Genomic DNA, 26846 nt, shown 5'->3' with positions numbered 1-26846 from the left:
AACTCGCGCTGAACTATGTCTAACTCCGAGAGCAGCAGTTCAACGAATGCCAAGTCAGGCCAACCATGTCAGCGCATCTGTACCTGATTCCTGACATGTTTTCAGAAGCTCTAATATCAGATACGGAAACACCCGACCAAGGTTTGCAAATGACTACCTAGACGTGCCAACTCAACGCTAACAGCCGCGGTTTCCTCACCTGCCGCGGCGCTTTGATCCGCGATGTCACGAACCTGCACCACGCTACGGGTTATTTCCTCGGCGACCGTACTCTGCTGCTCGACAGCCGTGGCAATCTGCAGATTCATGCTCTGGATTTCAGAAATTTTGCTGGTGATGCTTGCCAGCATCTTTCCAGCTTGGTTGGTCAGCGCCACGCTGCTACCAGTCAGCTCCTGGCTGCTCTTCATTGCCTGAGCCACTTGCTGAGTACCAGCATGCAGCCCGGCCACCAACTCCTCGATCTCCAAGGTGGACTGCTGGGTACGTAATGCCAAGCCACGCACTTCGTCGGCGACCACAGCAAAACCACGCCCAGCCTCTCCAGCCCGAGCGGCCTCGATGGCGGCGTTTAGTGCCAGCAGGTTGGTCTGCTCGGCCACTGACTTGATCACATCCATCACACTACCGATGCGCTGGCTTTCTTGCTGCAGATGGGCCATGGCTGCCACAGAGCGGGTAACCTCGGCTGACAGTTTGTCAATCTGTGAGAGCACTTCGGCCGCTATCCGATTGCTGTTACGGGCCTCTTCATCCGCGCTAGTGGCAGCCCGGGAAGCGTCAGCGGCGTTACGGGCCACCGCCTGCACAGTAGCAGCCATTTCGTTCATGGCAGCAGCAGCCTTGTCGGCCTCTACTTTCTGACTCTTGATCCCCGAGCAGCTCTGTTCAGTGACTGCTGCCAACTGCTCCGACGCACTGGCAATCTGAGCGCTGCTGTCGAGAATGCCCGAGATCAATTCGTGCAAAGCAGTACCCATACGTTGAATACCTTGCTGAAGCACACCGATTTCGTCGCGGCGCAGGAAGTTCGGAATGTTTGTCAGGTCACCGTTGGCGATGCGCTCGACCACTCCTAGAGTACTACTCAGCGGCTGGGTAATCTGCCGGGTAATAAACCATGCAGCCAGGATACCGGCCAATAGGGCAAGCAGCGTCAGCGCCGTCTGTACAATGCGACTGGATGCAGCCAACTGGTCTCGGTACTCAAGCTGACGCAGGTTCAACGAGCGGGTTATTTCACCGGTTTCTTCGGCGACCCTGAGCAGCACTCGCCGGGCCTGCTCAACTGCCGCGATGGCAGCTCGGTAGTCGCCGATGCGCTTGGCATATTCCTGCCGATCCTCCGAGACAGCTAATAACTCGCTGGGCGGCTGCTCGCCGAAGACACCGAATAGGTCGGGAGAGCGCCCTATCGCCAAGCGCATCTGCTCGTCCAATAACCGTTCAGATGCCCCGCTGGGGTTATTCACATAGCCTTCAGCACGAAAGCGAACCAGCAACAGATCTTGCATAAGACCTGCGGAGGCTTGGTAATAAGCGAAACGGCGTTGGTCATGCTCATCCATATCGAGCGCCAACTTTTCCAGAGTACCAAGTGCCTCGAACGCGCGGTCGGCGCGAACCGTCATCTCATTTCGAGTCAGATCAGCTACACGGTTGGCATCGCGTAGCGTATCCAGGGCCTTACGGTACTCACCAACCAACTCGCTCTGCCGCTGCTCAAGCGCAATGAGCTCCGGCTGAGCGAAGAGCCTTAAGGCCCGCATCGCTGACTGCTTGTGCTGGAAATTGTCTAGCGCGCCGTTCAGCTTCTGCTCGGCAGCCGCATTGCGGCCGTCCAGCAGATAGTCCTGTAACGACAGGCGCAATACCGCCAGGGATTCGTTGAGCTCGCCATAGACCTCTTGGGCCCTGCTCCGCTCCAGCAGGTTCTCGCGGGTACTCCAACCTCCCAGCGCGAGCAAGACGTTGAAGAGCAAGACCAGACCAAATCCCAGCCCCAGCTTGTAGCTGACGCTGAGATTGTCGAACCACTGCTTCATACAGAACATCTCCTACTCCAAGGGACTTGGTATAGCTCAAGATTTGAGTGCATATTATTTTAAATGAGAACGAAAACACTCCTCGCCGTACTAGGCTAGCGAGATACATCCAGATACTCTTATCCCTTAGACAAGATCACGCTCCAACCGGTTCGCCGCCAACTCTCCACTGTAAATCGCCGCCTCCACCCCTGCGTGAGCGAAATAGTCTCCCGCTAAATATATGCCTTGGGGAACTTCTCCGTGGATGGAATTCATCTTTGCATAGTGCCCTGGAACTGCAATTGAAAGCCCACGCTTGTAGTAGAACACTTCTACGAACGAAGGCTCCGGCGCACTGCCAAATACCTCTGTCACTGCTAGGAGGGCCTCACGCTTTATGTCCTCTTCACTCATGCTCTTCAACGGTGGGGTATAAAAATAAACTCCCACAGCTTCACCACCTGGAGGAACCGCACCAGGATGACGACGACTTTGCAATACGCAAGCCCCCCAACTTCTCACCTGATTACCTGGAAGCGCCAAGCTAACGGGAAAATCTGGCCATGGATTTTTCTTATAACAAACCTGTACATGAGCATATTCGGAATAAGTACAACCGCGTAGGATTTCACACACCGAGTCCGGTACTAGCCCTTGCAAAAGAGTAGCGGAAACACCTGGCTCCGATGCTAAAACAACAGCATCAACCTCCAACTCACGATCTTGGGAAGCTACTACATACTTACCTCCCCTGTGGCACAAAGACTCGACTTTACTGGAGAGATTCAAATGAACGCCCTGCGCCCCTTCAATCATCCACTCTGAAATCTGACCCATTCCTTTAGGCGGCACAGACAAAGACAGTTTATAGAACTGCTGAACGACTGCCTGAAACAATGAAGTGCTCAACCAACTCAAGGGTACGGCGTACAGAAACCCCATATATGGTAGAGTGATATACTGCGTTGCTTTATCACCCAGCACACGTTCTGACCATCCCTGCAGGCTTTCACCATGGTCGTACTTGGCTAGCTCAGCGCCGTCAAAACAGCTCTTAGGGCCAGCAGAAAACAACTGTTTGAGCACACCATAAGCAATACTAATTTTTTCACCAAGACTAAATACAGGAAGTTTAAGAAAACTCATCACCTGATCGAAGCTAACGAGATATCGCTGTTGATCTCGATCTATAATATGAGCCTTAGCATCCCAGGGAACCAACTCCTTGTATTTGCCAAGCTCTTTAAGAATGGCATTGGTCCGCGGATAGATTCCTCCCATTAAGAATAGCGCGCCTGTCCCAAGATTGAACCCATCACGCTGTATCTGACTGGTCCGCCCACCAATGTGCTCTTGTGCTTCAAATAGATACACCTCATGGCCATTCTTACGCAACGTATAGGTCGCAGCACAACCAGCCGGCCCAGCACCGATCACAGCAACTTTCATGAAATCCACCTTACGCTTTATGTCATTAGGTTCTACGAGGAGAATGACGGCAGATTTCGCCAACGATCAACTTGGCGGTCTCCGCACATGCTGCCGTACCCGCAGCCCCCCAAGGCTTCACACCGTCACCGACATTCCAAAGGTTCTTAACAGGTGTAGTTGGCGGCAGGTCGTAACCCGTGATGGCCCGTTGTGCCGGCCACTCATGAGCAGTGACGTCAATTGCCACTACCATCGACTGATTGAAGCCTGGGAACTGTTCACGGATGTCTTCAAGCAACAAACGCTTCTCCAGTTCGAGATCAAACTCGCCGCGTGCAGGGCGCGGTACCGACGCACCACAATAGAGGTACCATCCTGTAGGCGCCCTCTGCAGATCGGGCGAACTGAAATTAGCGGCATAGACCATGCGGCGGCTTTTGCTGAAGATCGCTAGGCACGGGAAGGAAGCCAGCGGCCTAGGACTGGCGAAGTGCACAGTGATGATCGCGGCGGGGTCACTGACATCGCGCACGCTTTGCGCGTAACCTTCAGGAAGCTCCGACTCATCAGCCAGTTCTACGGTAGCCAGCGGGCCAATATTGCTGACAAATAGATTGCCCGACACCTTGATCAAGTTTCCGTCTTTTTCGACTACGACACCAGAGACTACTCCTTCTTCGGAGAACTCAAGTTTAGTGGCCTTGCTTCCCAGCCAGACCTCACCTCCCCTCGCTTTGATCAAGTCGACCAGCGGCTTCCACACTTCGATAGTGCCGCCTACCGGTAGGCCTATCTTCTTGAAAGAAGTACCCTTAGTGAAATAATGCAGGATGACATCTGCCGGGATATCTTCAGTGCTGGCAGCGAACATCGCTCCGACGACATTGTTTATTAAACCGTGAATCCAGGGGCGATGGGTAAGCTTATTGAGCCATATCTTAAGCGACTGCCCAGGATATGGTCGCAAGGAGGGGCACAGATTGGTAATATTTCGCAAGATCAGTGGAGCAAAGTTTCGGACCCACCCCGCTGGCCCCTCAGTGATATTGATATCTCGCCTCCCAACTCTTAGAACAGTGCTGGCGCGACGCGGCTCATATAGTCTCAGCTCCAAACCGAGATCCTTATAAGTTTCCGCCACTGCACCGTCGAGTTCGATCACCAGAGCGCCGGTATTGCACAGAAAACCATCGACGGTGCGGGTAGAAGCTCTCCCACCTATGGCATCCTGTGACTCCAACAACAGTACTCGATAGCCACTGTGTGCCAAACGCGCGGCGGTACAAACGCCACCGACTCCCGCTCCTATTATTACGGCATCGAAATTATTGTTTTTATTTTGCATAGGAAGACCCCCCCTGTATCGGGTTTATTTATACCGAGACTCGACAAAGGCTTACCTGCACCGAGCTATAGCCGCATTCATATACAGCCCCAAGCCAGGAAAACAGAATGAAATAAACAGAAAGTGTTAAGCAAGGTGCCCCGAGAGAGTCTCCGCGAGGCACCTGACAACAAGAACGATGGTTGGTCTACTAAAAAACAACTGTCGACGTCGTCCTTCGTGTTGCTCTTGAAACCAGATCCAGTGCGACGTCCACGATCATGTCTTCCTGGCCACCGACCATGCGACGCCTGCCTAGCTCGACCAAGATATCGAAGGCATCCAGACCGTACTTCTGCGCCGCCGCCTCGGTATGGCGCAGGAAGCTCGAATAGACTCCCGCATACCCCAGCGCGAGCGTTTCCCTGTCCACACGCACGGGCCGCTCCTGCAGTGGCCGGACGATTTCCTCCGCAGCATCGATCAGCTTGCGCACGTCGCAGCCGTGGTTCAGCCCCATGCGGTCTACCGCGGCGATGAATACCTCCAGGGGCGCATTGCCGGCGCCCGCCCCCATGCCAGTCAAGCTGGCATCGATACGATCGCAACCATGCTCCAGGGCGACGATCGAGTTGGCCACACCCAGGCTCAGGTTATGGTGGGCATGCATGCCGGTCTGGGTAGCCGGATCCAGCACATCCTTGAGCGCCTTAAAGCGATCGGCGATGTCGTACATGTTCATCGCGCCGCCGGAATCGACGACGTAGATGCACTGTGCGCCATAGCTCTCCATCTTTTTCGCTTCGGTAGCCAAGGCTGCCGGGGTGGTCATGTGGCTCATCATCAAAAAGCCCACCGTGTCCATACCCAGCTTGCGGGCATACTCGATATGCTGCTGAGAAATGTCGGCCTCGGTGCAGTGAGTCGCGACACGGACAACGCTCGCCCCCGCCACATGTGCGTTCTTCAAGTCATGAACAGTGCCGATTCCCGGCAGCAATAGCGTGGCGATCTTTGCTCGTCTTACCGTGGCTGCGACACGTTCGATCCATTCCAGATCCGTGTGTGCACCGAACCCATAATTGAACGACGAGCCCTGCAGCCCGTCGCCATGGGCGACTTCAATACTGTCCACTCCAGCCTCATCCAGTGCTCTGGCGATGCGCTCGGCGTCGGCCAAGCTGTACTGGTGGCGAACAGCGTGCATACCATCACGTAGGGTCACGTCGGAGACGTAGATCTTCTTGCTGCTATCGAACATGATCGTTTCCTCCTTACGCTGCCACCAACTGGCGAGCGGCGATGCGCTCGGCCGTCGCCAATGCCGCGCTGGTCATGATGTCCAGATTGCCGGCATAGCTCGGCAGGTAGTGGCCTGCACCCTCGACTTCGAGGAATACCGAGACCTTGAGACGAGGCGCAGACACCACGCCTGTCTCTTGTGGCATACGCCCATTGAATTCATCGAACTGCACAGATTGTTTGAGCCGGTAACCGGGCACATATGACGCCACCGCAGACGCCATGCGTTCGACCGACTCGACGATACCCTGCCGATCCGCATCCCCCGGTACCAGGCAGTAGACGGTGTCACGCATGATGAGTGGTGGTTCTGCCGGGTTGAGGATGATGATGGCCTTGCCGCGCCGGGCGCCTCCCACGCGAACGATGGCGTTGGAGGTGGTCTCGGTGAACTCGTCGATATTGGCGCGTGTACCTGGTCCGGCCGAACGGCTGGAAATGGAAGCAACGATCTCGGCATATTCGACCGACGCCACACGTGAAACAGCCGCAACGATGGGGATCGTCGCCTGCCCCCCACAGGTCACCATATTGACGTTCGGCGCATCCAAGTGCTGATCGATATTCACCGCAGGCACCACGAACGGTCCGATCGCAGCAGGAGTCAGATCTATCACACATACCCCGTGTGGCCGCAGCAGTTGCTCATGACGCGCATGCGCGCCGGCGCTGGTGGCATCGAATACGAAACGGATAGAGCCGAAGTCGGGATGGGCTAGCAGGCCGTCGATGCCGGTGCTCACCGTGGGCACTCCCATTCGCTCGGCTCGCTTGAGACCATCGGACTCCGGATCAATACCGACAAAGGCCCCCATTTTCAGGTGTTTACCATGGCGCAGTATCTTCACCATCAGATCGGTACCGATGTTGCCCGAGCCAATGATGGCCACCGCGCTCTTGTCATCATGTAGTTGCATGAGAGGAACTCCTTCAGGAGAAAATCGCCCGTACCGGAGCGAAGCCTTCGATCGACGCCGTGTAGGTCTGGCCAGCCTCCACTGCGACCATTGGCCCCAGCGCACCAGTCAGCACCACGTCTCCGGCGCGCAGTGGCGTACCGACCCGAACCAGGGTGTCGGCCAGCCAGCGCGCGGCATTCAGGGGGTTGCCCAGGCATGCAGCGCCAACGCCCTGAGATACGGCTTCGGAACTGCGAGTCATGCGCATCGACAAGCCGGCCAGGTCAAGCCTCGACAACCCGACAGGCTGGGTGCCAAGTACGAACAAGCCTGAGGAAGCATTGTCGGCCACGGTGTCGACGAAACGGATGTTCCAGTCGGCGATTCGGCTGTCCACCACCTCGATTGCCGCCAACGCATAGGCCGTCGCGCCGATCAGATCGGCGACCGTGTGCCGTTCGTGGTTGAGGTCGTGCTCGAGCACCAGCGCAATCTCAGCCTCGACCTTCGGCTGTAGAAGACGCCTGATGTCGATCAGTTCGCCATCGACGATCGCCATGTCATCCAGCAGCGTGCCGAAGTCTGGCCGGTCAACACCCAGTTGTTTCTGTACAGCCGGAGAGGTCAGACCGATCTTGCGGCCGACAATACGCCGGCCAGCCAGCACCTGACGCTGGACGTTCGCCTGCTGCACCGCATAAGCCAATTCGGCCTGGTCAATCTCGCTACGCCCCTCAAAATGTTCCCGTACGGGTGAGCAGGGTTGCTTTTGCTGCTGCGCATTCCACAGCAGGTTCGCCATCACGTTGGTTTCGCTCATGGCACGCTCCTCACTCAACTTGGCCGGTCTGGAAAAACCGGACTGCCAGGGCGTTGAACTCGTCGATCGCCTCATACTGCGGCCAGTGCGCCGAATCGCCCTTGACGAAGTACAGGATGCTGTCTGGCACCCTGGCCTGAGCCGCCTTGACCGACTCGGTATCATGGATGGGGTTGTCGTGCGTCCACAGGAACAATGTTCCGGCCGGCAGCTTCTCCAGTGGGATAAGATAGTCATCGTGGTGCGCAAGGATCTCGTTCAACTTTGGCAACACCGCTCGACTTTCCGGCTGCAGGTAGATGCGCAGCCGCAAGTTGATGAGCTCATCGTCCACCAGTTGGCGATTGCTGGGGTGCATCAGCCAATGCAGGCGTGCCTGCACCGACTCATACGTCGGAGTGTTGTCGATGTTGCGTCGGTTCAATGCGATGAACTGCTTCAGGTCTTCACGGCCTTTCTCAGTCACGATTGGAATGCCGCCAGCTGTATTGAGCATCAACCGTCCTACCCTATGCGGATAAGCAGCAGCGAAGTGGCCAGAAACCCAACCGCCAAGCGACTCACCCGAGAGATGCGCCTTTTCGATGCCGAGGGCATCCATCAACTCACCGAGCTGTTCGGCCAGCATTAGCGGGCTGTAGTCTCGAACCGGTTTACTCGATAAACCGTGCCCTACGTAGTCGAAGGCAACGACATGGAAATCCCTCGATAACGGAACCAGATTCTTTGCGTAGGCCTCCAGGTGGCCATTGATGCCATGCAGGAAAATGATTGTTTCGGGATTCCCTTTGCCTGCCTCAGCGACACGGATCGTGCCAAAGCTTTTGGTATCGACGAAACGGACTTCCGCGCCAAGCAAATCAAGCCAAAGACTCATAAACACCTCTTGATAAAAACTGCACGCACGACGACACCGCCCCTGCTGAAAACACAGTGGCAGTGTGAGTTGTTGATGAAATGGAATGCCGACGAAGCCGGCGATATGGTGCTGCGGCTAGCGCTTGCTTGTGTGCTGGTCTATGAACGCGCGCGCGATCTTCGACCATTGCTCGAATGTGAAGCGGGCGTAATCCGGGTCGTTGCGCAGGAAGCGTCGGATTGTCATGCCGCGATAGACGCTCTGGGTAATGTTCAGGATGGTTCGTGCGGGCTCTTCGTCCAGACCGGAACGGAGCAACGCATCTAACCATGCCTTCTCGATGGGCAAGCGATACTTGCGAGAAATCGCACGCACCTTCTTCCGCAGCTCGGGCTCGCTCTCGCCCAAGTTCAGAAGAGACATGGCAATAGTAAAGTTCGGCCCCAGATAGAACTTGGCCGAGTCTTGCATCAGAGCATCCAGCACATCCTCGGAATCCAGGTTCTCGATGACTTTTATGCTGGCCTCTGTCGACGCCTGATACAACGTTTCCAATGCCGCCAGAACAAGACTTTCCTTGGTCGGGAAATGATGCGACTGAGCCCCTCGCGATACCTTGGCGGCAATCGCTACCTTGTCGACTCGGAATCCTGCATAGCCGTTGTGCGAGAGTTCGCTGACCGCAGCCTCCAGGATTCGGGAACGTGTTTCTTCGCGCCTTTCGGCCTGGGTTCGGCGTTGCGCGGGACTTTTTGCCATCGAAGCTCAGAGTGTCTAAGGAAATTGATGCGGATAATACAATACTCTTACCCTCAATTAAGCGGCAAGCACGAACCCCCTGTCCTGCTATCGTCGTGGCCAGGCCATAACATACCTTGTATGTCATGACCGACTCCCCCATCGTGGCGCTGGGAATTCGGCCTCGCCGCTCATGTACTCTGGATCATCCTCAGCCAGGAAATCCCATAGCCGCTCAAAGACAGCTCCCGAGCTGACCTGTCTCACACTGACTTCCTCCTCGGTCAGGGAAGCATCATCACACTCGGCATCCGCAGTCATGGAACGCACCAGTGTTTCGATCCGGGCAGCATCTTCCAGGCACCAAGCAAACCCAGCAGCCAGCTCAATGCTTGGGCCAACAGTCACCGCACCATTGGCCCGCATGACCAAGGATGGGGCATCGCCAAGAAGAGCCGCCAACTCCCCAGCCAGACCGTCGTCCCGCAACAGTCGCGGATCATCCCAGAGACGGCACGCAGCATTGAATGCCCCCACACCATGGCGTGGCCTAGGCACACAACGCAGCGTAGACAGCGCCATCACATGTGGGGGCATGACGCGACAAACGCCACCTACATCAGCGCGGAGCCGATAGATCTGCTGGTGGATGCGAACTTCGCCCAGCACACCGGGCGGCAGCGGGCCCTCGATCGGTACGATGGTCCCCGGCTCGCCGACACCGATCCGGCCCATGGGTCGGGAAGCACACACCAGGAAGGACTCGGTGTCGATCCGGGCACTGCAGTGTCCCCACGCCTGCACTAGACCGTGTCGGGCCAGTGCACGCGACGCCACACGCACGCGACGCTCAAGAACGGAAATTTCGACGCTGCTCATACAGGGTGAGCCCCTGCGTCGACGAAGATCCGCCCACCGTCGACCTTTACCGGCCAGCTGCGCAGCGGGTGCTCGCAAGGCATCGCGCAGGCATTCCCGGTGCGAATGTCGAAGCGTCCGAAATGCCAACTGCACTCGACCTCGTAGCCATCGAGCGAACCATCTTCCGACAAGGACGCCTCGCCATGGGAGCAGATGTCGTCTGTGGCGAAAAACTCTCCATTGACACAGTAGATCGCCACAGCATGGCCAGATGGCAGCTTAGCGCGAAAAATCTCGCCCTCCGCCACCTCATCGGCCGCACACAGATCCACTAGGCCAGTTAGGTCAACCGTCTTGATGATGCTATTCATCTCACTGCCCTCACAGCATTGCGCTACCGCCGTTGACACTGATCACCTGCCCAGTGACAAAAGCCGCCTCCGGCAGGGCCAGGTAGCCAACCATCGAGGCAACCTCTTCGATCTCCCCCACCCGCCCCATCGGAATTACATCCAGAAATCGCTGGGCAAGCTCGGGGTTGGAGTTCCTCACCCTGACCCACACTTCTGTGTTCACGGCGCACGGTGCGACAGTGTTCACGGTAATGCTCTGGCGAGCGAACTCACGGGCCAGCCCGGTGGTCAATCCGTGCATGCCTCCCTTCGCGGCGTTGTATGCTGCGTGGTCCGGCAAGCCATTGCGTACCGAGTCGGCACCGATGTTGATGATCCGACCATACTGGCGAGTGACCATGTCCGGCAGGAACACCCGGCAGCACCACAACGCGGTCCACAGGTTGCGATCGATGGTCGCTTTCAGGGTTTCCGACGTGTGCTCCAGGAAGGGCCGAATCACCCCTCCCCCAGCGCAGTTAACTAATATCTGCGCCGAGCCGAAGTATTCGACGGTGGCCTGGTGCAACGCCTGGGCCCCACGCTCTTCGGACAGATCGGCAGCGTGGACCGCTATGGAGTCCTCGTAGATCCCGGCCAGACGTTCACGCACCGAGGTGAGACCTAATTCATCGATGTCCGAGGCGACGACCCTGGCACCAAGGGCCAGCAGGCGCTCGACGATGCCCAGGCCGATGCCATGGGCACCGCCGGTGACCACCGCGACCTGTCCCTCCAGTGGTGGCGCTGTTCTGTCTTGCACGTTCAAGCCACGACCCTCTTCACACTCGGAGTGGGTGTCGGCTCCCGCTCGATCGGACCACTGCGACCAAACTGTCCATCCGGCACCGCTCCCCATACATCAAGCGACTCGGGTACGGGCTCCAGGTAGCGCGGCGGACGAGCGCCATGTTCGGCGAACTCTTCCATGCCAAAGCTGTATTCCACGGTGACTCCGTCGGGATCGAGGAAGTAGAAGAAGACGCTGTCCGACGGCGGGTGCCGGCCGGGGCCAAAGACCACCTTGATGTCGTGCTGCTTGATGCGATACAGCGCCTTACCGATGTCGTCGATGTCCGTGACCATGAAGTTGACATGGTGGAAATGGCTGCTGCTTGCAGGACCGACCGCGAAGGTGTGATGGAATGGGTTGGGATGGCAGCGCATGAATACGATGCGGTCTTCAATCAAGTCCGAAATCCGGAAACCGAAGTCGTTGACCAGAGAATCACGAGATGCCTCGAAGTTCTCGCTGCCGATCACGACATGACCGATGCGCGCGATCTTGGCCACTGTGGGCACGAACGGCCGGCTGAGGTGCATATTCCCAACAAACAGTTCGAACAAAAGCCCGCTGTGACGTTCACGCACGCGGAACCCTATACCCTGTCGCAGCTGCTTGCTCTCTTCCGCGGGCACCCAAACCGGCTTCATGCCAATCCGATCGAAATGCTCGAAAGCAGCGTGCACATCGCTGTCCTGCTCCAGCTCGAAACCTACTCGTTTGAGTCCGTGCCCGGGTGCCTGGTAGAGCAGGATGTTGTGGTGGTCACGACTGCAGCGCAGATAGGCGATATCGCTATCCTGCTGCACGACATCGAGACCAACGATGTCACGGTAGAACGCCACCGACCTTGAAAGGTCGGTCACGTTGATCGCGGCATAACCTAGTTTCTTGTAGCGGAAGGGAAGTGTGATATCCATCGGTGCTCTCCGTTACAGAATGATGCTGACCCGGCCATGCGGGCGCAGCGCTTCAAGATCCAGGAAACAGCGTTTCTCGACGATGCGCAGTTGCCCCTCAATACGTCGCAGCCGGTAGTGCGTACTGCCGACGTAGGCATCGTTACTGCCGAACTTCATGCGATATGTAATGAAGGCTGCCGCCACCCGAATCTCTTCGGCATCGGCCGCGAGAATGCGAACGTTGCCAACCAGATGGCGCGTGCGTGAGCGCGGGTACTCGGAGTGGGCGGTCTTCTTCATCAGCCGGATCACCCGCTCGCGCAGGCGCACGGCGTCGTCGGCGATGTAGAACAGGCTGTCGTCGGCGCTGGCGGTGCGCGGCAGGTCGGTCGACGGTACGAAGTAGCTGCAGTCCTCGGTGAACAGGGCCAGCCAGTCGTGCAACTGCCAGGTATCCAGCAGTTCGGCCTCGTGGTAGAGCAAGTCCTCCACTTCGCCGCGGCTAACGTAGGCGGTGAAGTCCTGGGACGACGGGATGCGCAGGGGTTCTTTCTTCTCTAGGGCAACGGCACTCATCGGCGTGTCCTCAGGCGACGGCTATGGAAGGGATGCGCTGCACGCCGGTATCCGGCGTAGGCGCGCCACCGATGAACTGGTTCCAGCGCGTCCAGAAGGCGCGCATCTGCAGTTCGTCGTCGTAGTTGGGCGTTTCCTTGCCCATCCCCTTGGAGATGTCGCTCCAGGGCACCAGCCGGTAGTTGTTGAAGCCGTTCTGGCAGGACTCCAGCGCCTCGACGTCGTCCGGGGTGGCGAAGCCGCCCGGGCCGAGGAACTCCAGGAAGTTGCTGAGGCGGAACTTGCGCGCCCAGTCCGACTCTTCGTTCGGCGCCAGCGACCAGCCGTTGACCAGCATGTAGTTCGGTGCCTGCGGATAGAAGGTGCGCACCGTGATGGCCATGATGTCGTTGATGACCAGGTTGGGGAAAATCAGCAGGTTGCGGTTCTTGTGCGCCATGCGATCGGCCATTTCCTCGCCGTGCAGCTCGACCAAGCGTGCGTAGATGCGGTCGATCTCCTGCTTGCCCTCCTCGCCCCAGAGCGGGATCCAAGAGGCAATCGGCCGGCCCCAGGGCGCGGTATACTCGAGCACCGCATGGCCATTGCCGAGGTCGATGCTCTTGCCTTCGAGCTTGGTACTGGACAGCCCGCCGTTGGTGTTCTTCAGGTAGTCGAGGTAGGTCGCGTGGGTACTGACGGCGTGATAGCCGTCGACGCTGTTCTCGACCAGCAGCTTCCAGTTCGCGCGGATGGCATACTCCTGGGTGCCGCTGGAGATGCCCATGCCACTCTCGGAATACCTGGACACCAGGTCGAGATACTCCTTGGCGCCCGCCAGGTAATCAGGCAATGGCTCCACCTCGGCATTGAAGCTGACGAAGCAGAAGCCGGCATAGACATCGAAGCGCGGCACCGGCACCAGGTTGCCCATTCCACTGGCGATGAAGTCGGCGCCGTAGCGTTCCTTGCCCGGCTGGCTCTTCAGGTTGCCATCGCAACCGAAGACCCAGCCATGGTAGAAGCACTGGAAGTTCTTGGAGTTGCCCGAGCGCTCACGGCAGACGGTGGCGCCACGGTGCGGGCAGGTGTTGAAGAAGGCGTTGATCGTATTGTCCGTACCCATGGTCACCAACAGGTTGCGACGTGCGATCGTGCGCGTGACGAAGTCACCCGGCTTGTTGAACTCGGATACGTGGCCGACGTACAGCCAGCACCGATCGAAGATCTTCTCGTACTCCTGGACCAAGACCTCTTCGCTGACGAAAGACTCGCGGGCCACGCGAAAATGGAGATTCTTTTCGTCAATCTCCACCAGGTTCTTGTCGTTGTTCATGGTGTTTTCCTCGTAGTTCAAGCTGCTTGTATTCACACGGCACAGTCGCGTAATGGAATGGAAGGATCGGCCAGCCGCTGCGGATCGACGATCCCGCCCTGCTTCATCCAGCGGCGGGCCACGGCCATGTCTTTCGGGGAGTTGACCGTCGCGCAACCGATAACCCGCTGGTTGGCGTCGAGCCGGAAAATGCTGAAGGCGTCGCCGTGCTCATCGCCACGAATGACCCGCCGCCCCTGGGTCGCGTCGCCGACGACCTGCAGGTTGATCGGCCCCTGGTCGGACCAGAACCAGACAGGCGCGTCGTAGGGAAGCTCCTCCCCCAGAAGGTTCCTGACCAGGTTCAGCGCGTGATCCTGAGCATTGGCCCAGGTTTCGATGCGCCCGAAACCACCGCCATTGGGCTGCGAGGCGATGTCTCCCGTGGCGAAGATGCCGGGAACTGGAGTCTGGCCGTACGCGTCGACTCGCACGCCAGCGGCATCGGTGATGTCCAGATGCTCAAGACCCTCGATGTTCGGGGTCACGCCAATACCGACCAGCACGCTGTCCGCTAGTACGCTGCCGCCATCGGACAAACGCAGGCGGCCGCCGTCGAGCAGTTCGCCGACCGATACGCCATAGCGGATATCCACGCCATTGGCCCGGTGGGCCCGATCCAAGTAGGCGGAGACCGTCTCGTCCACGCTGCGAGCCATCAGCCGATCCGCAGCCTCGATCAGAGTCACCGGGCAGCCCAGCGCGCGCGCAGCGGCCGCGACTTCCAGCCCGATCACCCCTCCACCGACGATCACCAGCGGCTTGCCGGCTGCAAGGTCGGCACGCAGGCGAGCCGCATCCTCAAGCGTACGCAGGTAGTGGATCCGCTGCGCATCCCGTAAGGCCTGAGGCAGCTGGCGTGGCCGTACTCCTGCGGCGATCACCAGTCGATCGAACTCGACCTGGCGGCCGTCATCCAGGGTGACGCTACGCACCTGGCCATCGACCCCGACCACCTTGTGTCCGAGCTCCAGGCGGATCCGCTGATCCTCGTAGTCGGCCCGTGTCTTGATCGATCGATGACCGGTCGCCTCAGGACGCAGCATTTCCTTGGATAGCTGCGGCCGCTCGTATGGCAAGTGGCTCTCTTCGCCCACCACAGTGACCTCGCCGTCGAATCCGGCGCGGCGAAGGCCGAAGGCCACCGTCGCTCCGGCCTGACCGGCACCGATAATCACGATTCTGCTGATGTCTGCGCCCATCGGGTTGACCATCCTCTTCCGGTTGCATTGCGCCCATTGTTCGCGGGCATCGCCATTCAAAATACAAACAGACTATCTTGTCTGTTTTATGAGTTGAATCATCATCCCTCTCGATCTGCCTGTCAACTCACTGCTTGACGACCATCTGCCGCTGGTACTCTTGAAACGGAGCCTTGGCCATCAGGCTCCCACGTCGGGGCCGCGCGCCAGAGCATTGCGAATCTCATTGAGGGCGCCGGGATCATCCAGCGTAGACAAGTCGCCCGGATCCGCATCCAGCGCCAGGGCCTGCAACGACCGACGCAGCAATTTGCCGGAACGCGTCTTCGGCAACGCATTGACGATGTACACTCGCGCCGGCCGCGCTATCGCGCCCAGACGACTCTCCACCACCTGGCGTATTTCCAGCGCGGCGTCCTGGCGCTGTGGCTCATCGAGTGCGGGCTTACGCAGGGTGGCGAAAACGATGGGCACCTGCCCCTTGACCTCGTCGGGTACACCGATAACAGCTGCCTCGGCGACTTGGCGGGCCTCGGCAACGGACTCCTCGATCTCGCGCGTTCCCAGACGATGGCCGGCGACGTTGATGACATCGTCGGTGCGCCCGAGAATGTAGGTGTAACCGTCTTCGTCCTGGATAGCCCAATCCAGCGAGCTGTAGACCTGCTCCTTGAAGTGCCCGAAATAGCTGGTGCGGTAGCGCTCGTCATCGCGCCAGATGGTCGTCATGAAGCCCGGCGGCAACGGCAGCTCGAAGACCAGCACGCCTTTCTGGTTGGCGGCGACGGGCTCGCCGCTATGCTCGTCGACCACCTTCATCCTGTAGCCCAGGTTCGGCAGGCCGGGTGAGCCGAACTTCACGGGTTTCATCTCCAGGCCGGGCTGAAGGGTGATCGCCGGCCAGCCGGTCTCGGTTTGCCAGTAGTTGTCGATCACCGGTTTGCCGAGTGCCCCGGTAATCCAGTTGGCAGTCGGTTCGTCCAGCGGCTCTCCGGCCAGGAACAAGTAGCTCAAGGCGCTCAAATCGTAACGCTCAATGGCGTCGACATCGAACTTCTTCAGCACACGAACGGCCGTCGGCGAGGAAAACATCGTCCGCACCGAGTATTTCTCGCATAGCGACCACCAGATGCCGGCATCTGGGTGAGTGGGTAGTCCCTCGTACAACAACGAAGTCGCCCCGACGATCAACGGGCCGTAGACATTGTAGGAATGCCCGACCGCCCAACCGACATCCGACGTCGAGAACATCACCTGGCCGGGGGCAACGTCAAAAACCGTTTCCATCGACAATGCCAAGGCAACCGCATAGCCACCGACATCGCGCTGTACGCCCTTGGGTTTGCCGGTAGTGCCAGAGGTATAGAGCAGGTAGCTGGGTTCGTTCGACTCCAACCACTCTACCGGCACCTCTGTCTCGCCTACGGCGGCTCGCAGACTCTCATAATCTTCGTCACGCCCCAACACGCAGGCCAGCTCCGGCTGCAAACCGCGGGATACTATCAATACCTTCGCTGGCGGCGATTTCGACTCCGCACAGGCCAGGTCCACCAGAGGCTTGTAAGGAATGATCCGACCACCGCGCATACCTGCATCGGCGGTGATCAGCAGCTTGGGCTGTGAATCGTCAATGCGCGTCGCCAAATTGTGTGCCGCGAAACCACCGAAAACGACCGAATGAATCGCCCCAATACGTGCGCAGGCCAGCATGGCGAAAACGGCCTCGGCCATGTTTGGCATATAGATGACAACACGGTCCCCCTTGCCTACGCCGAGCCGCTTGATCACCGCAGCGAAGGCATTGACCTCTCGGAACAGCTGCGCATAGGTGATTTCCCGGGTACTTCCCGTCTCCGAGGAAACTGCAATCAACGCCAGCTGTTCGCCACGCTCCGGCAAGTGACGGTCAAGCGCATTGAAGCAGAGGTTGGTTTTCCCCCCCACGAACCACTGCCGGAAAGGTGGGTTTGACGCCTGGAGGATTTGCTGCGGCGGAACATGCCAATGGATACGCTGCGCCTGTTGGGCCCAAAAACGCTCTGGATCGTCGACGGAGCAACGGTATAGATTAAGATAGCGATCTTCCTCTCCCGTCATATCCGGACTGACCAATACATTCGAAAAGTTCATGTTCCTTTTCTCTCCAACTGAATGAACAGGCTTTGTCGCTGTGGCCTAGAAGCTCTTGGTATAAGCAATCGATGCGGCTATCTGCGAATGCGAGACTTCGATAGGCTTGTCGGTAATCGGCAAGCTGTCATTGGAAACTTTCTTTTTGAATCCGTAGGCCAGAGAGAAGTCGATCGCGTCCTCAGGACTGAAGGCGTATTGAAAACCCCCAGTGAGATTGGTAGTAGGCGTCGAAGGAATGATCGGCAATGTGCCACCCGAAGGACTTGCCAATTGGGCATAGTGCACACCTGCACGGAAGGTCCAGTTTTCACTGTAGCGATATTGCCCCCCCAAGGAGTACACATTAGTGTCTCGATAGTTGAATGGCACTTTCAAATCGAGCGTATCACCCGTACCAGATTGCTTGAAGTGCACATTGATATCCTCCATGACATCGCTCCAATAAACGCGTTTGTAGTCGAAGGCAAAAGCCAGTTTATCGCTGAACTCATGACCGATCCCGACCACCAAGTATGCCGGCATTTCGAAATTGCGCAGCTTGGCCTTTCCGGCAAGTGGAATATTACCTGCAACAGCACTTACGGCTGTTAGATCGGCATTACCGGATAGATCTCCTACATGGGTTTTGAAGTTATATGCGAGCCCAAGTTGTGTTTGCGGATTCAATTGATAGGTCAGACCAAGCCGACCGCCCACCCCCCACGAATCCACACCGCCACCACTAGCACGGTGATTGTTGGTTTCCAAATACCCTGCCGATAACTCAGGCACACTCAGCAAGGCCGGCATCAGCGAGCCAGACACCCTCTGCTGTCCAGCCAACGTGCCGATTTGCGAGGTATCCAACAGGAACCCCAGATTCACCGATGTCCACACTGCGTCCAGCGAAGCCCCGACGGACAGTTTTTCATTCACTTGATAGGCCACAGAGAATGGGATCCGCAGCACCAGTAGCCGGGAGTAACTATCCAGCCCTGTATCAAGATTGTTGGTCGAGGTACGAGAGAGAAAACTGCTGTCTCCGAACTGGGTTCCAACACCATCGGAGGCGAAGGCGCCAACTCCCAGTGCATACCGGTCGCCACGCCAAACGAAAGATAGCTCGGGCCCTATGTAAGGCCCGTTATTTCGCCCATGACTATGGGAATCAGCGTTTTCTCCCGTGGCAGTATTCTTGACTTCCAAATCCGCGGAAACAATGTCCATGCCCACATCCAGGTGCGCTCCATCCTGCATCTGAGTTAGTGTCGCCGGATTCAGCAACATCCCCTGCGATCCAATATCGAAAGCCGCACCAATCCCCCCCATACCTTGGGAAACCGGTCCAGCTCCAACGAGATTGAAAGCATCTGTTGCACACGCAAAACTAGAGTACAAGCAAGTAAAAAATCCGCACACACCAAGGCTGTGAATTGATCTTTTCATCAGTTAGTCCTTATTTTTATTTTACTGAATTTTTAATCTAGGAATTAACTCTAGGAATCTCGGCCATCCGTAAACTTATCGTAATAAATACTTTCCAGCGCTATGCCATGCTCCATAAGTCGTGCGATGGCCGCGTCGATCATCGGCGGAGGTCCACACAGGTAGCCTTCCGCCCCCCCGCAGAAATCCACGGGAATATGTTCGGTCACCAGGCCACGAGCCCCCGTCCAATTGCTGTATTCCGGCTCATGTGACAACACTGGAATGAAACGAAACTCACCCTGCCAATTGGCGGCGATATTGCTGATGGCATCGAGCTGATACAGATCGCCTTGGGTTCGTGCGCCAAACAACAATGTGCAGTCGCGTTTGATACGATTCACCCGGGCATGCTCAAGAATGCTGACCAGTGGTGCCAATCCGCTGCCGCCAGCAATGCATACCATCGGCGCATCGCCGCCATGCAAATGGAAGGTACCCTGGGGCGCTTCCATCTCCAGAGGCTGGCCATCCAGTTCACCACGGAACAAAGCTTCGGTGAACTCGCCCCCCGGAACCTTGCGGATATAGAACTCGAGAACGTTTCTACCTTTACGCTGCGGCGCGTTGGCGAATGAATAGCAGCGAAAACGTGGCGAGCCCGGAACGCGCACATTCGCATACTGGCCGGCCAGGTAATGAACCGGCCGATCGGTCTGGATGGTCACCTTGAGAATGTCATGGGTGAGCGGCTCGGTTGCCACGATGGTGGCAGCGAACTGCTCGACTGGCGGCAAGTCAGCCGACGGTGGGTCGATCTCGACCACGGTGAGCTCGTCACGCGGGAACGCCTGGCAGGCCAGGATATAGCCCGCATCCAGCTCCGCCTTGGACAGGGTGTAGCCGAACGGCGTCGCCTCCCGGACACGCCCCTGTTTCAGACGTGTCTTGCATGAGGCACAGGTGCCCACCGTACAGTCGTGCGGATAGGCGATGCCATTGGCCAGCGCGGCCTCCAGCAGCGTCTGTCCCGGCTCGAGCACGATCGTCACGTCCTGGGGCAGGATCTGCACTTGCTTCGGCGTTGCCTTGCCGAAGATGGATTGAAAGAAACTTCGCATTGAGCCCCCTTGGGAGATATACCGGTCACGCGGGACGCTGCAGGGCCTGTCTGGCCAGCACGCCCACGACGACGATGGAAACGACAGCGAACACCAGGGCCGGCAGCAGGCCAATCACCGATGCTAGGTTGGCGGCCCCCAGACGGTTGTCCGCAAAGGTCAGCGCTCGGTTGGGGGCGAACAGCGCAGCGGAATAGAACAGGGTGTTCGCCCAGCCGATCCCGATGATCCATCCGCCCAGTTGCCCCGCCCTGCGGGCGGGCAACTCCAGAACGGGCAGAGACAGGGCCAGCAGAACGATCAGGAACGCATTGAGCAACTGCCCGATGTGAAAGCGCACCCAGCCATCGCTGCTGCCGGGAAGCTCCAGCGCGACCAGCCTGCCGGGGAACACCTCCAGCCCGCCGATCAGGCTGACCAGCAGCCCTACTCCAGCCAGCAGGCCGACCAGCAGTATCAGCAGGCCGTGCCCTATCATCCGCTTCTGAATTACCCGCAGCAGGGGCTTTTCCTGGTTCATGGATTAGTCCGCTCGCTCAACCATGCGCCAACTTGGGTTCGTCAGGACGCGTTCCACGCCCACTCTGGTCATCGAACCAGTCTTCCCATCCCGCGCGCTGATTCTGCTCCTGCGCTAGGCGCCGCTCGGCCGAAGAGGCGTACTCGTTGTCCCAGCGCTTGAGTGCCGGCTTGATGATCGCGCCGTACCACAAAGGCGGGATGAACCCTGACAGGAAGCAGACGATGATGCTCGGCATGATGATCGCCTCACGATCCGGCACCAGCTTGTAGTACGGGATGTAGGAGTTGAGGTGATGATCCGCGTGGTTGGTGATCTCGAACGCGTACAGGCGCGAGAGCGTGCCATAGTGGTTCCAGACGTGCCGTTTCTCGATGGGCATGCCGACCACACGAACCTGGCCGAAGTGCTGGTAGTAGTTGAACGCTTCAACCCAGAACCGCGCGATGATCATCGAGATCGCGCACAAGCCGACTGCCATCCAGCCGCCAAGGGCGTAGATGGCGCCCAGGAACACCACGATGGCCAGCAACGCGCGCCAGACCGAATGGCGAATCGAATAGCGACCGAAGCCGCGCTTCTCCAGGTTGTCCGCGTCCAGCTTCAATTCCCACCGCACGGACTCGACCATCGAGCGGGCGACGAACCGGTACAGGTTGGTGCCACGTGGTGCGGTATCGATATCCTCGGTAGTACCCACGTCGCGGTGGTGGCCGACCACGTGCACTTCCATGCGCATGACATCGAGAAACACGATCTGCCCATAGCGCCCCGCGAAACGGGCCAGCCGTCCACGCGAATGATACAACTCATGAGTCGCCGGAACGCCGGGCACCACCGACAGCCACGCCAGCCCCAGCACACCCGCCGCCATTTCCAATCCACTCAGGCCGTTATTCGCTACCGACCAGGCGAAGACGAAATACATGACAGGCAACAGCAGCGTCGAGATCCAGACCGGCAGATAGGCCCAGAAATGGCTCTTCATCCTGCGCTCCGACAGATCGAGCGGCAGCAGGGCGTCGAGGATGGCGATGGCCGGAAACGCGCCGATTGCGATCCAGGTGTAATGGCCACCCTGATAAAACCCCAGGATCGCCAGGACTTGCACCAGAGGTGCGAAGTAGTACTTGATGTATTCCCACATGATCGGTCTCCTTAAGCGGACGTGACGTCCTCGCACGCGAGGGCGGGATAGCGTTCAGTCATCGAGCAATGCGCAGACCGTCTTGGTCTCCGTGTAGGCCGACAGCCCCTCCTCCGAGACTTCGCGGCCCCAGCCCGACTGCTTGAATCCTCCGAACGGCGCGGCCGGATCAATCACGCCATGGCAGTTGATCCACACCGAACCCGCCTGGAGGCGATGCGCGACCCGGTGCGCCTTCTTGATGTCTCGCGTCCAGATGTTGGCGGCCAGGCCGTAGGTGGTGTCGTTGGCTAGCCGGATCGCCTCGGCCTCATCCTTGAAGCGGATGACGCTGACAACAGGCCCGAAAATTTCCTCTTGAGCGATCCTCATCGACGGGTCAGCGTCGGCAAAGACGGTGGGCTGCAGGAAGTAGCCCTTGTCTCCGACAGCCTGTCCGCCACAGACCAACCTAGCCCCCTGCTCTACCCCAGACCGTACGTAACCCAGTACCCGCTCCTGTTGTTTGCGGGATACCAGTGGTCCTAGCATGGTGTCAGGCTCCAGGCCGTTGCCGACCTTGAATTGCCCGGCAGCGGCAGCAACGGACTCGACCACTTGGTCATACACACTGTCCTGGACAAACAGCCGGCTTGCTGCGAAACAGATCTGCCCAGAGTTGAAGAAGACCGCGAGCGCGGCCCCCAGACCGACCTGATCCAGATCAGCGTCGGCGAAGACGATGCTCGGCGACTTGCCACCCAACTCCAGGGTGACTCGCTTCATGTTGCCCAGTGCGTACTCGACAATCTTCTTGCCTACCACCGTCGAACCGGTGAAGGTGATCTTGTCCACGCCTGGATGACGCGCCAACGCCTCGCCAGCCTCGTGTCCGTATCCGTTGACGATGTTCAGTGCGCCTTCCGGCAGGCCAGCCTCCAGGCACAACTCGGCAAGTCGGAGCGTGCTCAGTGGAGTGAGCTCCGTGGGCTTGAGTACCATCGTGCAGCCGGCGGCCAGAGCCGAGGCGATCTTCCACGAGCCCAGTGCGAGCGGATAGTTCCACGGCGTAATGGCGCCGACGACACCAACTGGCTCGCGGCGGGTATAGGTGTGATATTCGCGACCATCGAACGAAACTGGAGGGGTCGTCCCCCCAAGCTTGGAACACCAGCCGCCCATATAGCGGAAAACATCTATCGTCGAAGGCAGATCGATGATCTTGGCGAACGATACAGCCTTGCCGGTATCCAGTGATTCCAGATACGCCAGCTCATCGGCATGCTCTTCAATCTTGCGTGCGATGTTCTCCAGAATCCGACCTCGGTCGATCGGTCGTATTTTTCGCCAGGCAGACGATTCGAAGGTAGTGCGGGCTACCCGTACTGCGTCATCGATATCCTCATGCCGGCCTCGCGGCACATGGGTGATGACCTCTTCGGTAGCAGGGTTCTCAACGGAGATGGTCTCGCCAGAGACCGCCTCCTTCCACTGTCCATTGATGAGGTTGCGACTGCGGAACCCGGCCGGGTCCGCAGCGAATTTCGAGCTAGCGCTCATAAGCTGACTCCAGAGTGCAAAGGGGATGAATGTCGTGAAGAACGGCGCTTAGAGGCTCATGTAAATGCCGCCATCCACCACGATGTTCTGCCCGTTGACATAGGAGGCTTCGTCGCTGGCCAGCCAGAGTGCCACCCCGGCGATATCCGACGGCACCTGGGGCCGATCGATCGCCCGCATGGAAGCGGAAACACCCTCGAACTGCTCATGCTGCTGGGTGTTGGCGAGCGCATTTTCCGAATGGGTGTAGCCAGGAGAAATGGAGTTCACAGAGATCCCAGCCTTGGTCGCTGCGAACTCGCGCGCCATGGCGCGGGTCATCGCCGCGACGGCTCCCTTACTGGAAACGTAGTGCAACATGAAAGGCGCACCGATGTGAGCGATCACCGATGCGATGTTGATGATCCTCCCACCACCGCCCTCGCGCATCGCAGCTGACACCGCACTGCTGCACAGCCAGGGCCCTTTGACGTTGACGCTGTAGAGCTTGTCCCAGTCTGCAACCGAGATCGATTCCATTGGGACATAGTTGAGGCCAGTGAAGATACCGGCATTGTTGACCAGCACGTCGATCCTGCCGAAGCGGTCCAGTGCAGCCTTGGCCATCTGCCGAGTGCTGTCAGGATCAGAGACATCGGTGAAGACGCCCAGTGCGACCTCCTCACCAAGCTCTGCCGCAGCTGCCTCGGCCCCTTTCACATCAGCAATGACCACCTTCGCGCCTTCCGCAAGGTAAGAACGCGCGATAGCGTTGCCAATCCCGGTTGCCGCGCCAGTTACGATCGCGACCTTGTCTTTCAGTCTCATGGCAGTCTCCATTGATTGTTTTTGTACCCTGCTGTGGAGATAATACAGACAGGCTGGTTTGTTTCTTTGTTGGCGGAATCATCCTGCTGAAGAACGTCTGAGTCAACGATTTTTTGTGGAGCGAGAGGGGCAAAGCCGTGGAGGCGCTAGCCCCCACGCCATAGGCAACCGAGATGTAGAGCAACCTGAGCAATGGCTGCCGCTATGGTCAGCGCACCATCAACGAAACCGTAACTGCTAACAAGAACGAGGTCCCGATGAGTCACTGGATTACGATGGTTACCCCCCACGGCCCAATGAACGGATGGTCTGCTGAGCCCGACGACAAGCCCATAGGCGGTGTGGTTCTGGTCCACGAGATATTCGGCGTCAATGACGACATGCGACAGATCGCCGAACGATACGCTGAGGACGGCTACCTGACGGTCGTCCCCGCACTCTTCGACAAAATCCAGCGCGAAGTCGAACTCGGCTACGCCTCTGAGGAAGTCCTGCTGGGCAGCAGGCTGGCTACCGAGATCGGTCTGGAAACGGCCGCTGAATTGGTTGCAACTGCCGTAGACGCAATAGCCCATGCTGGAAAGGTGGCAATCGTAGGCTACGGCTGGGGCGGGGTCGTAGCTCTTCAAGCAGCGCAAACGCTATCGGCACCTTGCATCGTGTATCACAATGAGCAAGACGTCTTCGAGACCCATACTCGAATAAACATTCCACTACTCGTTCATTCAAGCAATAACATTCCAGGTAGCGCGCACCTGTGCCGCGAAAGAGCACCGAATATTCAAGTGCTGACCTACCCTGCGGAGAATGGCTTCTACAGAATAGGCGATATGCAGCACTATCATCCCGAAAGCGATGATTTGGCAATGCATAAGTCACTGGAATTTCTTGGTGTACATATTCGCAGAAACGAGCACTGAACAGACTCGCCGGCTGTATTCTCTGGAGTAAAAGCGGCTTCGCGCAAGGGCAGTACCAAGGAACGGTCTCCCACACTACAAGAAGTAGTTTCGACTGCAAGACCGAACAATAGTGCTCTGTCTCTACGGAAATACCCATAGGACAGTAAGGAGGCTGCTGGTATATGAGGATTCGTCACCTTCTCTATTTCCTGGTCGTCGCCGACGAACTTAGCTTCTCGCGAGCTGCCGCTAGGGTCCACATTGAGCCCTCCCCTCTGTCCCGCGCCATCAAAGAACTTGAGGCCGAGTTGGGAGTCCGCCTACTACAGCGAAACCGAGGGCGCATCAAGCTGACATGGGCAGGCGAAGTCTTCCGGGAAGAAGCTCGCCGCATGTTGACATTCATGGACGGTGCGCGAACGCGCGTACAGGCAGCCGCACGGGGATACCGGGGGCGGCTGCGTATAGGCCTGACAGATAGCCTTGCACAACCCAGGCTCACCCGGTTGTTGGCCCGTTGCCGTGAAGAAGAACCACTGACCGAAGTGAAGATTATGGAAATGACCGTCAACGAAATGGTCAAGGCGCTGGGAGACGACCAGATCGATGCCGGCTTCACCGTACACACCGAAGTGAACGATGGGGTCGTAAAAGAAATCGTTTGGACGGATCGCCCGGCTATCGCTATTCCCAGGAACCACCCCCTCCTTAGCTTCGAAAAAATTCCTCTCGAAGAAGTCGCTCGGCACTCGTTGATACTTTGTGACCCCGATCAGTGCTCTGGAGGATACGATGTCATCTGCCGTTGGTTTTGCAAGTATACGTTACCGCTGCCCCCTATATCCGAATATGTCTCCGGACACGAGACGATGATGATGTTGGTAGCAGCGGGATATGGCATTGGTGTTGGACTAGCATCGCAAGTTACCCTATACAACCATCCCGATGTGATCATCCGGCCGGTGACAGACGATGTACCGAGCACTGCGATATTTCTTACCATGCTCGACAAGCCGCACTCCGAAGAGTTGAACAGGTTCATCACCCGAGCCCAGCAAGTTGGCAAACTTACAACCGCCTAAAACTTCCCGGAAGCGATCAGTATGGCCCTGGAAACCTCTACCGGGGTCCGCTCCTTTTTGTCAGGACACCAACCTCGATTGTCGCCTTGCCACTGGCTTATCGCTCAATCCACACCCCGCATGAGACAGGCTGTCGCTGCGATTGGCCTGTACTACAGACGAGAATGACTCCCAGCTAAGAACGACTTTTTTCGTCATCAATATGACAAAAACGCACGCACGGTCATGTTTCATCAGACACACAACTATGACGTTCTGTTTTTGATCTTGATCACGTTTAGAACGCTGCGATTAGTTGAGCGCCTGCGGGTCGGCTTGACGGTGTATGCCACCAACTCAGTAAAAGATCGGTTCCGCCCTATGTAACGGCGCGCCGAAAAATCCGGTGGTTAGTCGATCCCGATTGTTTGATGCGCTCAACGGAGTGACGCTCATCTACTACGGGCCACGCCTTTCGAGTGCTACCAAGCATTAAGGAGTGACCACCATGCCCACTGAGCAAACGCCTGTTGCAGAGCGCCGTATCCTCCGCCGCGCCGAAGTTGAAGCCAAGACCGGTATTAAGCGCGCGCACATTTACAACCTGATGAAGGTGGGAAAGTTCCCGAAAGCCAAACGCCTCGGCATCCGAGCGGTCGGCTGGGATTCCATCGAGATCGACGCCTGGATCGCTGAACGTCTCGAAGAGCGCGTTTGACGACGCTCCACTACGCATAGAGG

Annotated in this window: 25 protein-coding genes and 1 pseudogene; 3 read left to right on the top strand and 23 right to left on the bottom strand. The window is 57.9% G+C overall.

The window, feature by feature from the left end; all coding sequences use genetic code 11:
• Positions 1 to 116 precede the first annotated feature (116 nt).
• From M8R19_RS33555 to M8R19_RS26935, 23 genes and pseudogenes are all read right to left on the bottom strand, one after another.
• Positions 117 to 980, bottom strand: coding sequence for a methyl-accepting chemotaxis protein (locus M8R19_RS33555; protein WP_474065104.1), 864 nt, complete (start codon positions 978 to 980; stop codon positions 117 to 119).
• Positions 972 to 2045 (bottom strand): annotated as a pseudogene (locus M8R19_RS33550) (methyl-accepting chemotaxis protein); the annotation flags it as partial. The gene M8R19_RS33555 and the pseudogene M8R19_RS33550, both read right to left, overlap by 9 nt.
• A 126-nt stretch (positions 2046 to 2171) precedes the next feature.
• Positions 2172 to 3476 carry a protoporphyrinogen/coproporphyrinogen oxidase gene (locus M8R19_RS27035; RefSeq protein WP_283939511.1) on the bottom strand — a complete coding sequence of 435 codons (1305 nt, stop codon included), beginning with the start codon at positions 3474 to 3476 and terminating at the stop codon, positions 2172 to 2174.
• Positions 3477 to 3501: 25 nt separating this feature from the next.
• On the bottom strand, positions 3502 to 4803 hold the full coding sequence (locus tag M8R19_RS27030) for a phytoene desaturase family protein (RefSeq protein WP_249919415.1): 1302 nt from the start codon (positions 4801 to 4803) through the stop codon (positions 3502 to 3504).
• A gap of 190 nt (positions 4804 to 4993) precedes the next feature.
• On the bottom strand, positions 4994 to 6043 hold the full coding sequence (gene dmpG, locus M8R19_RS27025; RefSeq protein WP_283939510.1) for a 4-hydroxy-2-oxovalerate aldolase: 1050 nt from the start codon (positions 6041 to 6043) through the stop codon (positions 4994 to 4996).
• A 13-nt stretch (positions 6044 to 6056) separates the two neighbouring features.
• Positions 6057 to 7001 (bottom strand): acetaldehyde dehydrogenase (acetylating), encoded by a 945-nt coding sequence (locus tag M8R19_RS27020; protein WP_249919414.1) that lies wholly within the window; start codon positions 6999 to 7001, stop codon positions 6057 to 6059.
• Positions 7002 to 7014: 13 nt separating this feature from the next.
• Positions 7015 to 7803, bottom strand: coding sequence for a 2-keto-4-pentenoate hydratase (locus tag M8R19_RS27015; RefSeq protein ID WP_249919413.1), 789 nt, complete (start codon positions 7801 to 7803; stop codon positions 7015 to 7017).
• A gap of 10 nt (positions 7804 to 7813) precedes the next feature.
• Complete coding sequence (locus tag M8R19_RS27010) at positions 7814 to 8680, bottom strand: alpha/beta fold hydrolase (RefSeq protein WP_249919412.1); 867 nt, start codon at positions 8678 to 8680, stop codon at positions 7814 to 7816.
• Between the two features lie 117 nt (positions 8681 to 8797).
• Positions 8798 to 9421, bottom strand: a complete 624-nt coding sequence (locus M8R19_RS27005; RefSeq protein ID WP_249919411.1) for a TetR/AcrR family transcriptional regulator — start codon at positions 9419 to 9421, stop codon at positions 8798 to 8800.
• Positions 9422 to 9544: 123 nt separating this feature from the next.
• Positions 9545 to 10279, bottom strand: a complete 735-nt coding sequence (locus M8R19_RS27000) for a class II aldolase/adducin family protein (RefSeq protein ID WP_249919410.1) — start codon at positions 10277 to 10279, stop codon at positions 9545 to 9547.
• Positions 10276 to 10632, bottom strand: a complete 357-nt coding sequence (locus M8R19_RS26995) for a non-heme iron oxygenase ferredoxin subunit (protein WP_249919409.1) — start codon at positions 10630 to 10632, stop codon at positions 10276 to 10278. The genes M8R19_RS27000 and M8R19_RS26995 overlap by 4 nt, the downstream gene beginning before the upstream one ends.
• Positions 10633 to 10642: 10 nt before the next feature.
• Complete coding sequence (locus tag M8R19_RS26990) at positions 10643 to 11416, bottom strand: SDR family oxidoreductase (protein ID WP_249920234.1); 774 nt, start codon at positions 11414 to 11416, stop codon at positions 10643 to 10645.
• Between the two features lie 2 nt (positions 11417 to 11418).
• A complete protein-coding gene (locus M8R19_RS26985) occupies positions 11419 to 12357 on the bottom strand; it encodes a VOC family protein (protein ID WP_249919408.1) in 939 nt (312 codons plus the stop codon).
• A 12-nt stretch (positions 12358 to 12369) separates the two neighbouring features.
• On the bottom strand, positions 12370 to 12915 hold the full coding sequence (locus M8R19_RS26980) for an aromatic-ring-hydroxylating dioxygenase subunit beta (RefSeq protein ID WP_249919407.1): 546 nt from the start codon (positions 12913 to 12915) through the stop codon (positions 12370 to 12372).
• A 10-nt stretch (positions 12916 to 12925) separates the two neighbouring features.
• The gene (locus tag M8R19_RS26975) at positions 12926 to 14230 is read right to left on the bottom strand and encodes an aromatic ring-hydroxylating oxygenase subunit alpha (RefSeq protein WP_249919406.1); all 1305 of its coding nucleotides are present in this window, start codon (positions 14228 to 14230) and stop codon (positions 12926 to 12928) included.
• A 32-nt stretch (positions 14231 to 14262) separates the two neighbouring features.
• Positions 14263 to 15471 carry an NAD(P)/FAD-dependent oxidoreductase gene (locus M8R19_RS26970; RefSeq protein WP_249919405.1) on the bottom strand — a complete coding sequence of 403 codons (1209 nt, stop codon included), beginning with the start codon at positions 15469 to 15471 and terminating at the stop codon, positions 14263 to 14265.
• A 180-nt stretch (positions 15472 to 15651) separates the two neighbouring features.
• Complete coding sequence (gene prpE / locus M8R19_RS26965) at positions 15652 to 17601, bottom strand: propionate--CoA ligase (protein WP_249919404.1); 1950 nt, start codon at positions 17599 to 17601, stop codon at positions 15652 to 15654.
• 45 nt (positions 17602 to 17646) lie between these two features.
• Positions 17647 to 19029: an OmpP1/FadL family transporter gene (locus M8R19_RS26960; protein WP_249919403.1), complete on the bottom strand. Its 1383-nt coding sequence runs from the start codon at positions 19027 to 19029 to the stop codon at positions 17647 to 17649.
• A gap of 50 nt (positions 19030 to 19079) precedes the next feature.
• Positions 19080 to 20129: a 2Fe-2S iron-sulfur cluster-binding protein gene (locus M8R19_RS26955; RefSeq protein WP_249919402.1), complete on the bottom strand. Its 1050-nt coding sequence runs from the start codon at positions 20127 to 20129 to the stop codon at positions 19080 to 19082.
• A gap of 25 nt (positions 20130 to 20154) precedes the next feature.
• Positions 20155 to 20649 carry a styrene-oxide isomerase StyC gene (styC, locus tag M8R19_RS26950; protein WP_249919401.1) on the bottom strand — a complete coding sequence of 165 codons (495 nt, stop codon included), beginning with the start codon at positions 20647 to 20649 and terminating at the stop codon, positions 20155 to 20157.
• 16 nt (positions 20650 to 20665) lie between these two features.
• On the bottom strand, positions 20666 to 21796 hold the full coding sequence (locus M8R19_RS26945) for an alkane 1-monooxygenase (RefSeq protein WP_249919400.1): 1131 nt from the start codon (positions 21794 to 21796) through the stop codon (positions 20666 to 20668).
• Between the two features lie 54 nt (positions 21797 to 21850).
• Positions 21851 to 23335: an aldehyde dehydrogenase family protein gene (locus tag M8R19_RS26940; RefSeq protein WP_249919399.1), complete on the bottom strand. Its 1485-nt coding sequence runs from the start codon at positions 23333 to 23335 to the stop codon at positions 21851 to 21853.
• A 48-nt stretch (positions 23336 to 23383) separates the two neighbouring features.
• Positions 23384 to 24142 (bottom strand): SDR family NAD(P)-dependent oxidoreductase, encoded by a 759-nt coding sequence (locus tag M8R19_RS26935; RefSeq protein WP_249919398.1) that lies wholly within the window; start codon positions 24140 to 24142, stop codon positions 23384 to 23386.
• Positions 24143 to 24399: 257 nt separating this feature from the next.
• Here M8R19_RS26935 and M8R19_RS26930 point away from each other — a divergent pair, with 257 nt between their 5' ends.
• The 3 genes from M8R19_RS26930 (at position 24400) to M8R19_RS26920 (ending at position 26823) form a co-directional block, all read left to right on the top strand.
• Positions 24400 to 25062: a dienelactone hydrolase family protein gene (locus tag M8R19_RS26930; RefSeq protein ID WP_249919397.1), complete on the top strand. Its 663-nt coding sequence runs from the start codon at positions 24400 to 24402 to the stop codon at positions 25060 to 25062.
• A gap of 164 nt (positions 25063 to 25226) precedes the next feature.
• Positions 25227 to 26126, top strand: a complete 900-nt coding sequence (locus M8R19_RS26925) for a LysR family transcriptional regulator (protein ID WP_249919396.1) — start codon at positions 25227 to 25229, stop codon at positions 26124 to 26126.
• Positions 26127 to 26613: 487 nt separating this feature from the next.
• Positions 26614 to 26823, top strand: coding sequence for an AlpA family transcriptional regulator (locus tag M8R19_RS26920; protein WP_249919395.1), 210 nt, complete (start codon positions 26614 to 26616; stop codon positions 26821 to 26823).
• The last annotated feature ends 23 nt before the right edge of the window (positions 26824 to 26846 follow it).

Origin of the sequence: Pseudomonas sp. R3.Fl, assembly GCF_023516765.1 — a bacterium.
Taxonomy (GTDB): Bacteria; Pseudomonadota; Gammaproteobacteria; order Pseudomonadales; family Pseudomonadaceae; genus Pseudomonas; species Pseudomonas citronellolis.
Note: the sequence above shows the minus strand (reverse complement) of the source record. Positions and strands in the feature narration are given on the sequence as shown.

What these genes read in the sequence shown, in the direction of transcription:
- M8R19_RS33555 (WP_474065104.1), bottom strand. Translation starts at nt 980, where the DNA reads ATGGGTACTGCTTTGCACGAATTGATCTCGGGCATTCTCGACAGCAGC.
- M8R19_RS27035 (WP_283939511.1), bottom strand. Translation starts at nt 3,476, where the DNA reads ATGAAAGTTGCTGTGATCGGTGCTGGGCCGGCTGGTTGTGCTGCGACC.
- M8R19_RS27030 (WP_249919415.1), bottom strand. Translation starts at nt 4,803, where the DNA reads ATGCAAAATAAAAACAATAATTTCGATGCCGTAATAATAGGAGCGGGA.
- dmpG (WP_283939510.1), bottom strand. Translation starts at nt 6,043, where the DNA reads ATGTTCGATAGCAGCAAGAAGATCTACGTCTCCGACGTGACCCTACGT.
- M8R19_RS27020 (WP_249919414.1), bottom strand. Translation starts at nt 7,001, where the DNA reads ATGCAACTACATGATGACAAGAGCGCGGTGGCCATCATTGGCTCGGGC.
- M8R19_RS27015 (WP_249919413.1), bottom strand. Translation starts at nt 7,803, where the DNA reads ATGAGCGAAACCAACGTGATGGCGAACCTGCTGTGGAATGCGCAGCAG.
- M8R19_RS27010 (WP_249919412.1), bottom strand. Translation starts at nt 8,680, where the DNA reads ATGAGTCTTTGGCTTGATTTGCTTGGCGCGGAAGTCCGTTTCGTCGAT.
- M8R19_RS27005 (WP_249919411.1), bottom strand. Translation starts at nt 9,421, where the DNA reads ATGGCAAAAAGTCCCGCGCAACGCCGAACCCAGGCCGAAAGGCGCGAA.
- M8R19_RS27000 (WP_249919410.1), bottom strand. Translation starts at nt 10,279, where the DNA reads ATGAGCAGCGTCGAAATTTCCGTTCTTGAGCGTCGCGTGCGTGTGGCG.
- M8R19_RS26995 (WP_249919409.1), bottom strand. Translation starts at nt 10,632, where the DNA reads ATGAATAGCATCATCAAGACGGTTGACCTAACTGGCCTAGTGGATCTG.
- M8R19_RS26985 (WP_249919408.1), bottom strand. Translation starts at nt 12,357, where the DNA reads ATGGATATCACACTTCCCTTCCGCTACAAGAAACTAGGTTATGCCGCG.
- M8R19_RS26980 (WP_249919407.1), bottom strand. Translation starts at nt 12,915, where the DNA reads ATGAGTGCCGTTGCCCTAGAGAAGAAAGAACCCCTGCGCATCCCGTCG.
- M8R19_RS26975 (WP_249919406.1), bottom strand. Translation starts at nt 14,230, where the DNA reads ATGAACAACGACAAGAACCTGGTGGAGATTGACGAAAAGAATCTCCAT.
- M8R19_RS26970 (WP_249919405.1), bottom strand. Translation starts at nt 15,471, where the DNA reads ATGGGCGCAGACATCAGCAGAATCGTGATTATCGGTGCCGGTCAGGCC.
- prpE (WP_249919404.1), bottom strand. Translation starts at nt 17,601, where the DNA reads ATGAACTTTTCGAATGTATTGGTCAGTCCGGATATGACGGGAGAGGAA.
- M8R19_RS26960 (WP_249919403.1), bottom strand. Translation starts at nt 19,029, where the DNA reads ATGAAAAGATCAATTCACAGCCTTGGTGTGTGCGGATTTTTTACTTGC.
- M8R19_RS26955 (WP_249919402.1), bottom strand. Translation starts at nt 20,129, where the DNA reads ATGCGAAGTTTCTTTCAATCCATCTTCGGCAAGGCAACGCCGAAGCAA.
- styC (WP_249919401.1), bottom strand. Translation starts at nt 20,649, where the DNA reads ATGAACCAGGAAAAGCCCCTGCTGCGGGTAATTCAGAAGCGGATGATA.
- M8R19_RS26945 (WP_249919400.1), bottom strand. Translation starts at nt 21,796, where the DNA reads ATGTGGGAATACATCAAGTACTACTTCGCACCTCTGGTGCAAGTCCTG.
- M8R19_RS26940 (WP_249919399.1), bottom strand. Translation starts at nt 23,335, where the DNA reads ATGAGCGCTAGCTCGAAATTCGCTGCGGACCCGGCCGGGTTCCGCAGT.
- M8R19_RS26935 (WP_249919398.1), bottom strand. Translation starts at nt 24,142, where the DNA reads ATGAGACTGAAAGACAAGGTCGCGATCGTAACTGGCGCGGCAACCGGG.
- M8R19_RS26930 (WP_249919397.1), top strand. Translation starts at nt 24,400, where the DNA reads ATGAGTCACTGGATTACGATGGTTACCCCCCACGGCCCAATGAACGGA.
- M8R19_RS26925 (WP_249919396.1), top strand. Translation starts at nt 25,227, where the DNA reads ATGAGGATTCGTCACCTTCTCTATTTCCTGGTCGTCGCCGACGAACTT.
- M8R19_RS26920 (WP_249919395.1), top strand. Translation starts at nt 26,614, where the DNA reads ATGCCCACTGAGCAAACGCCTGTTGCAGAGCGCCGTATCCTCCGCCGC.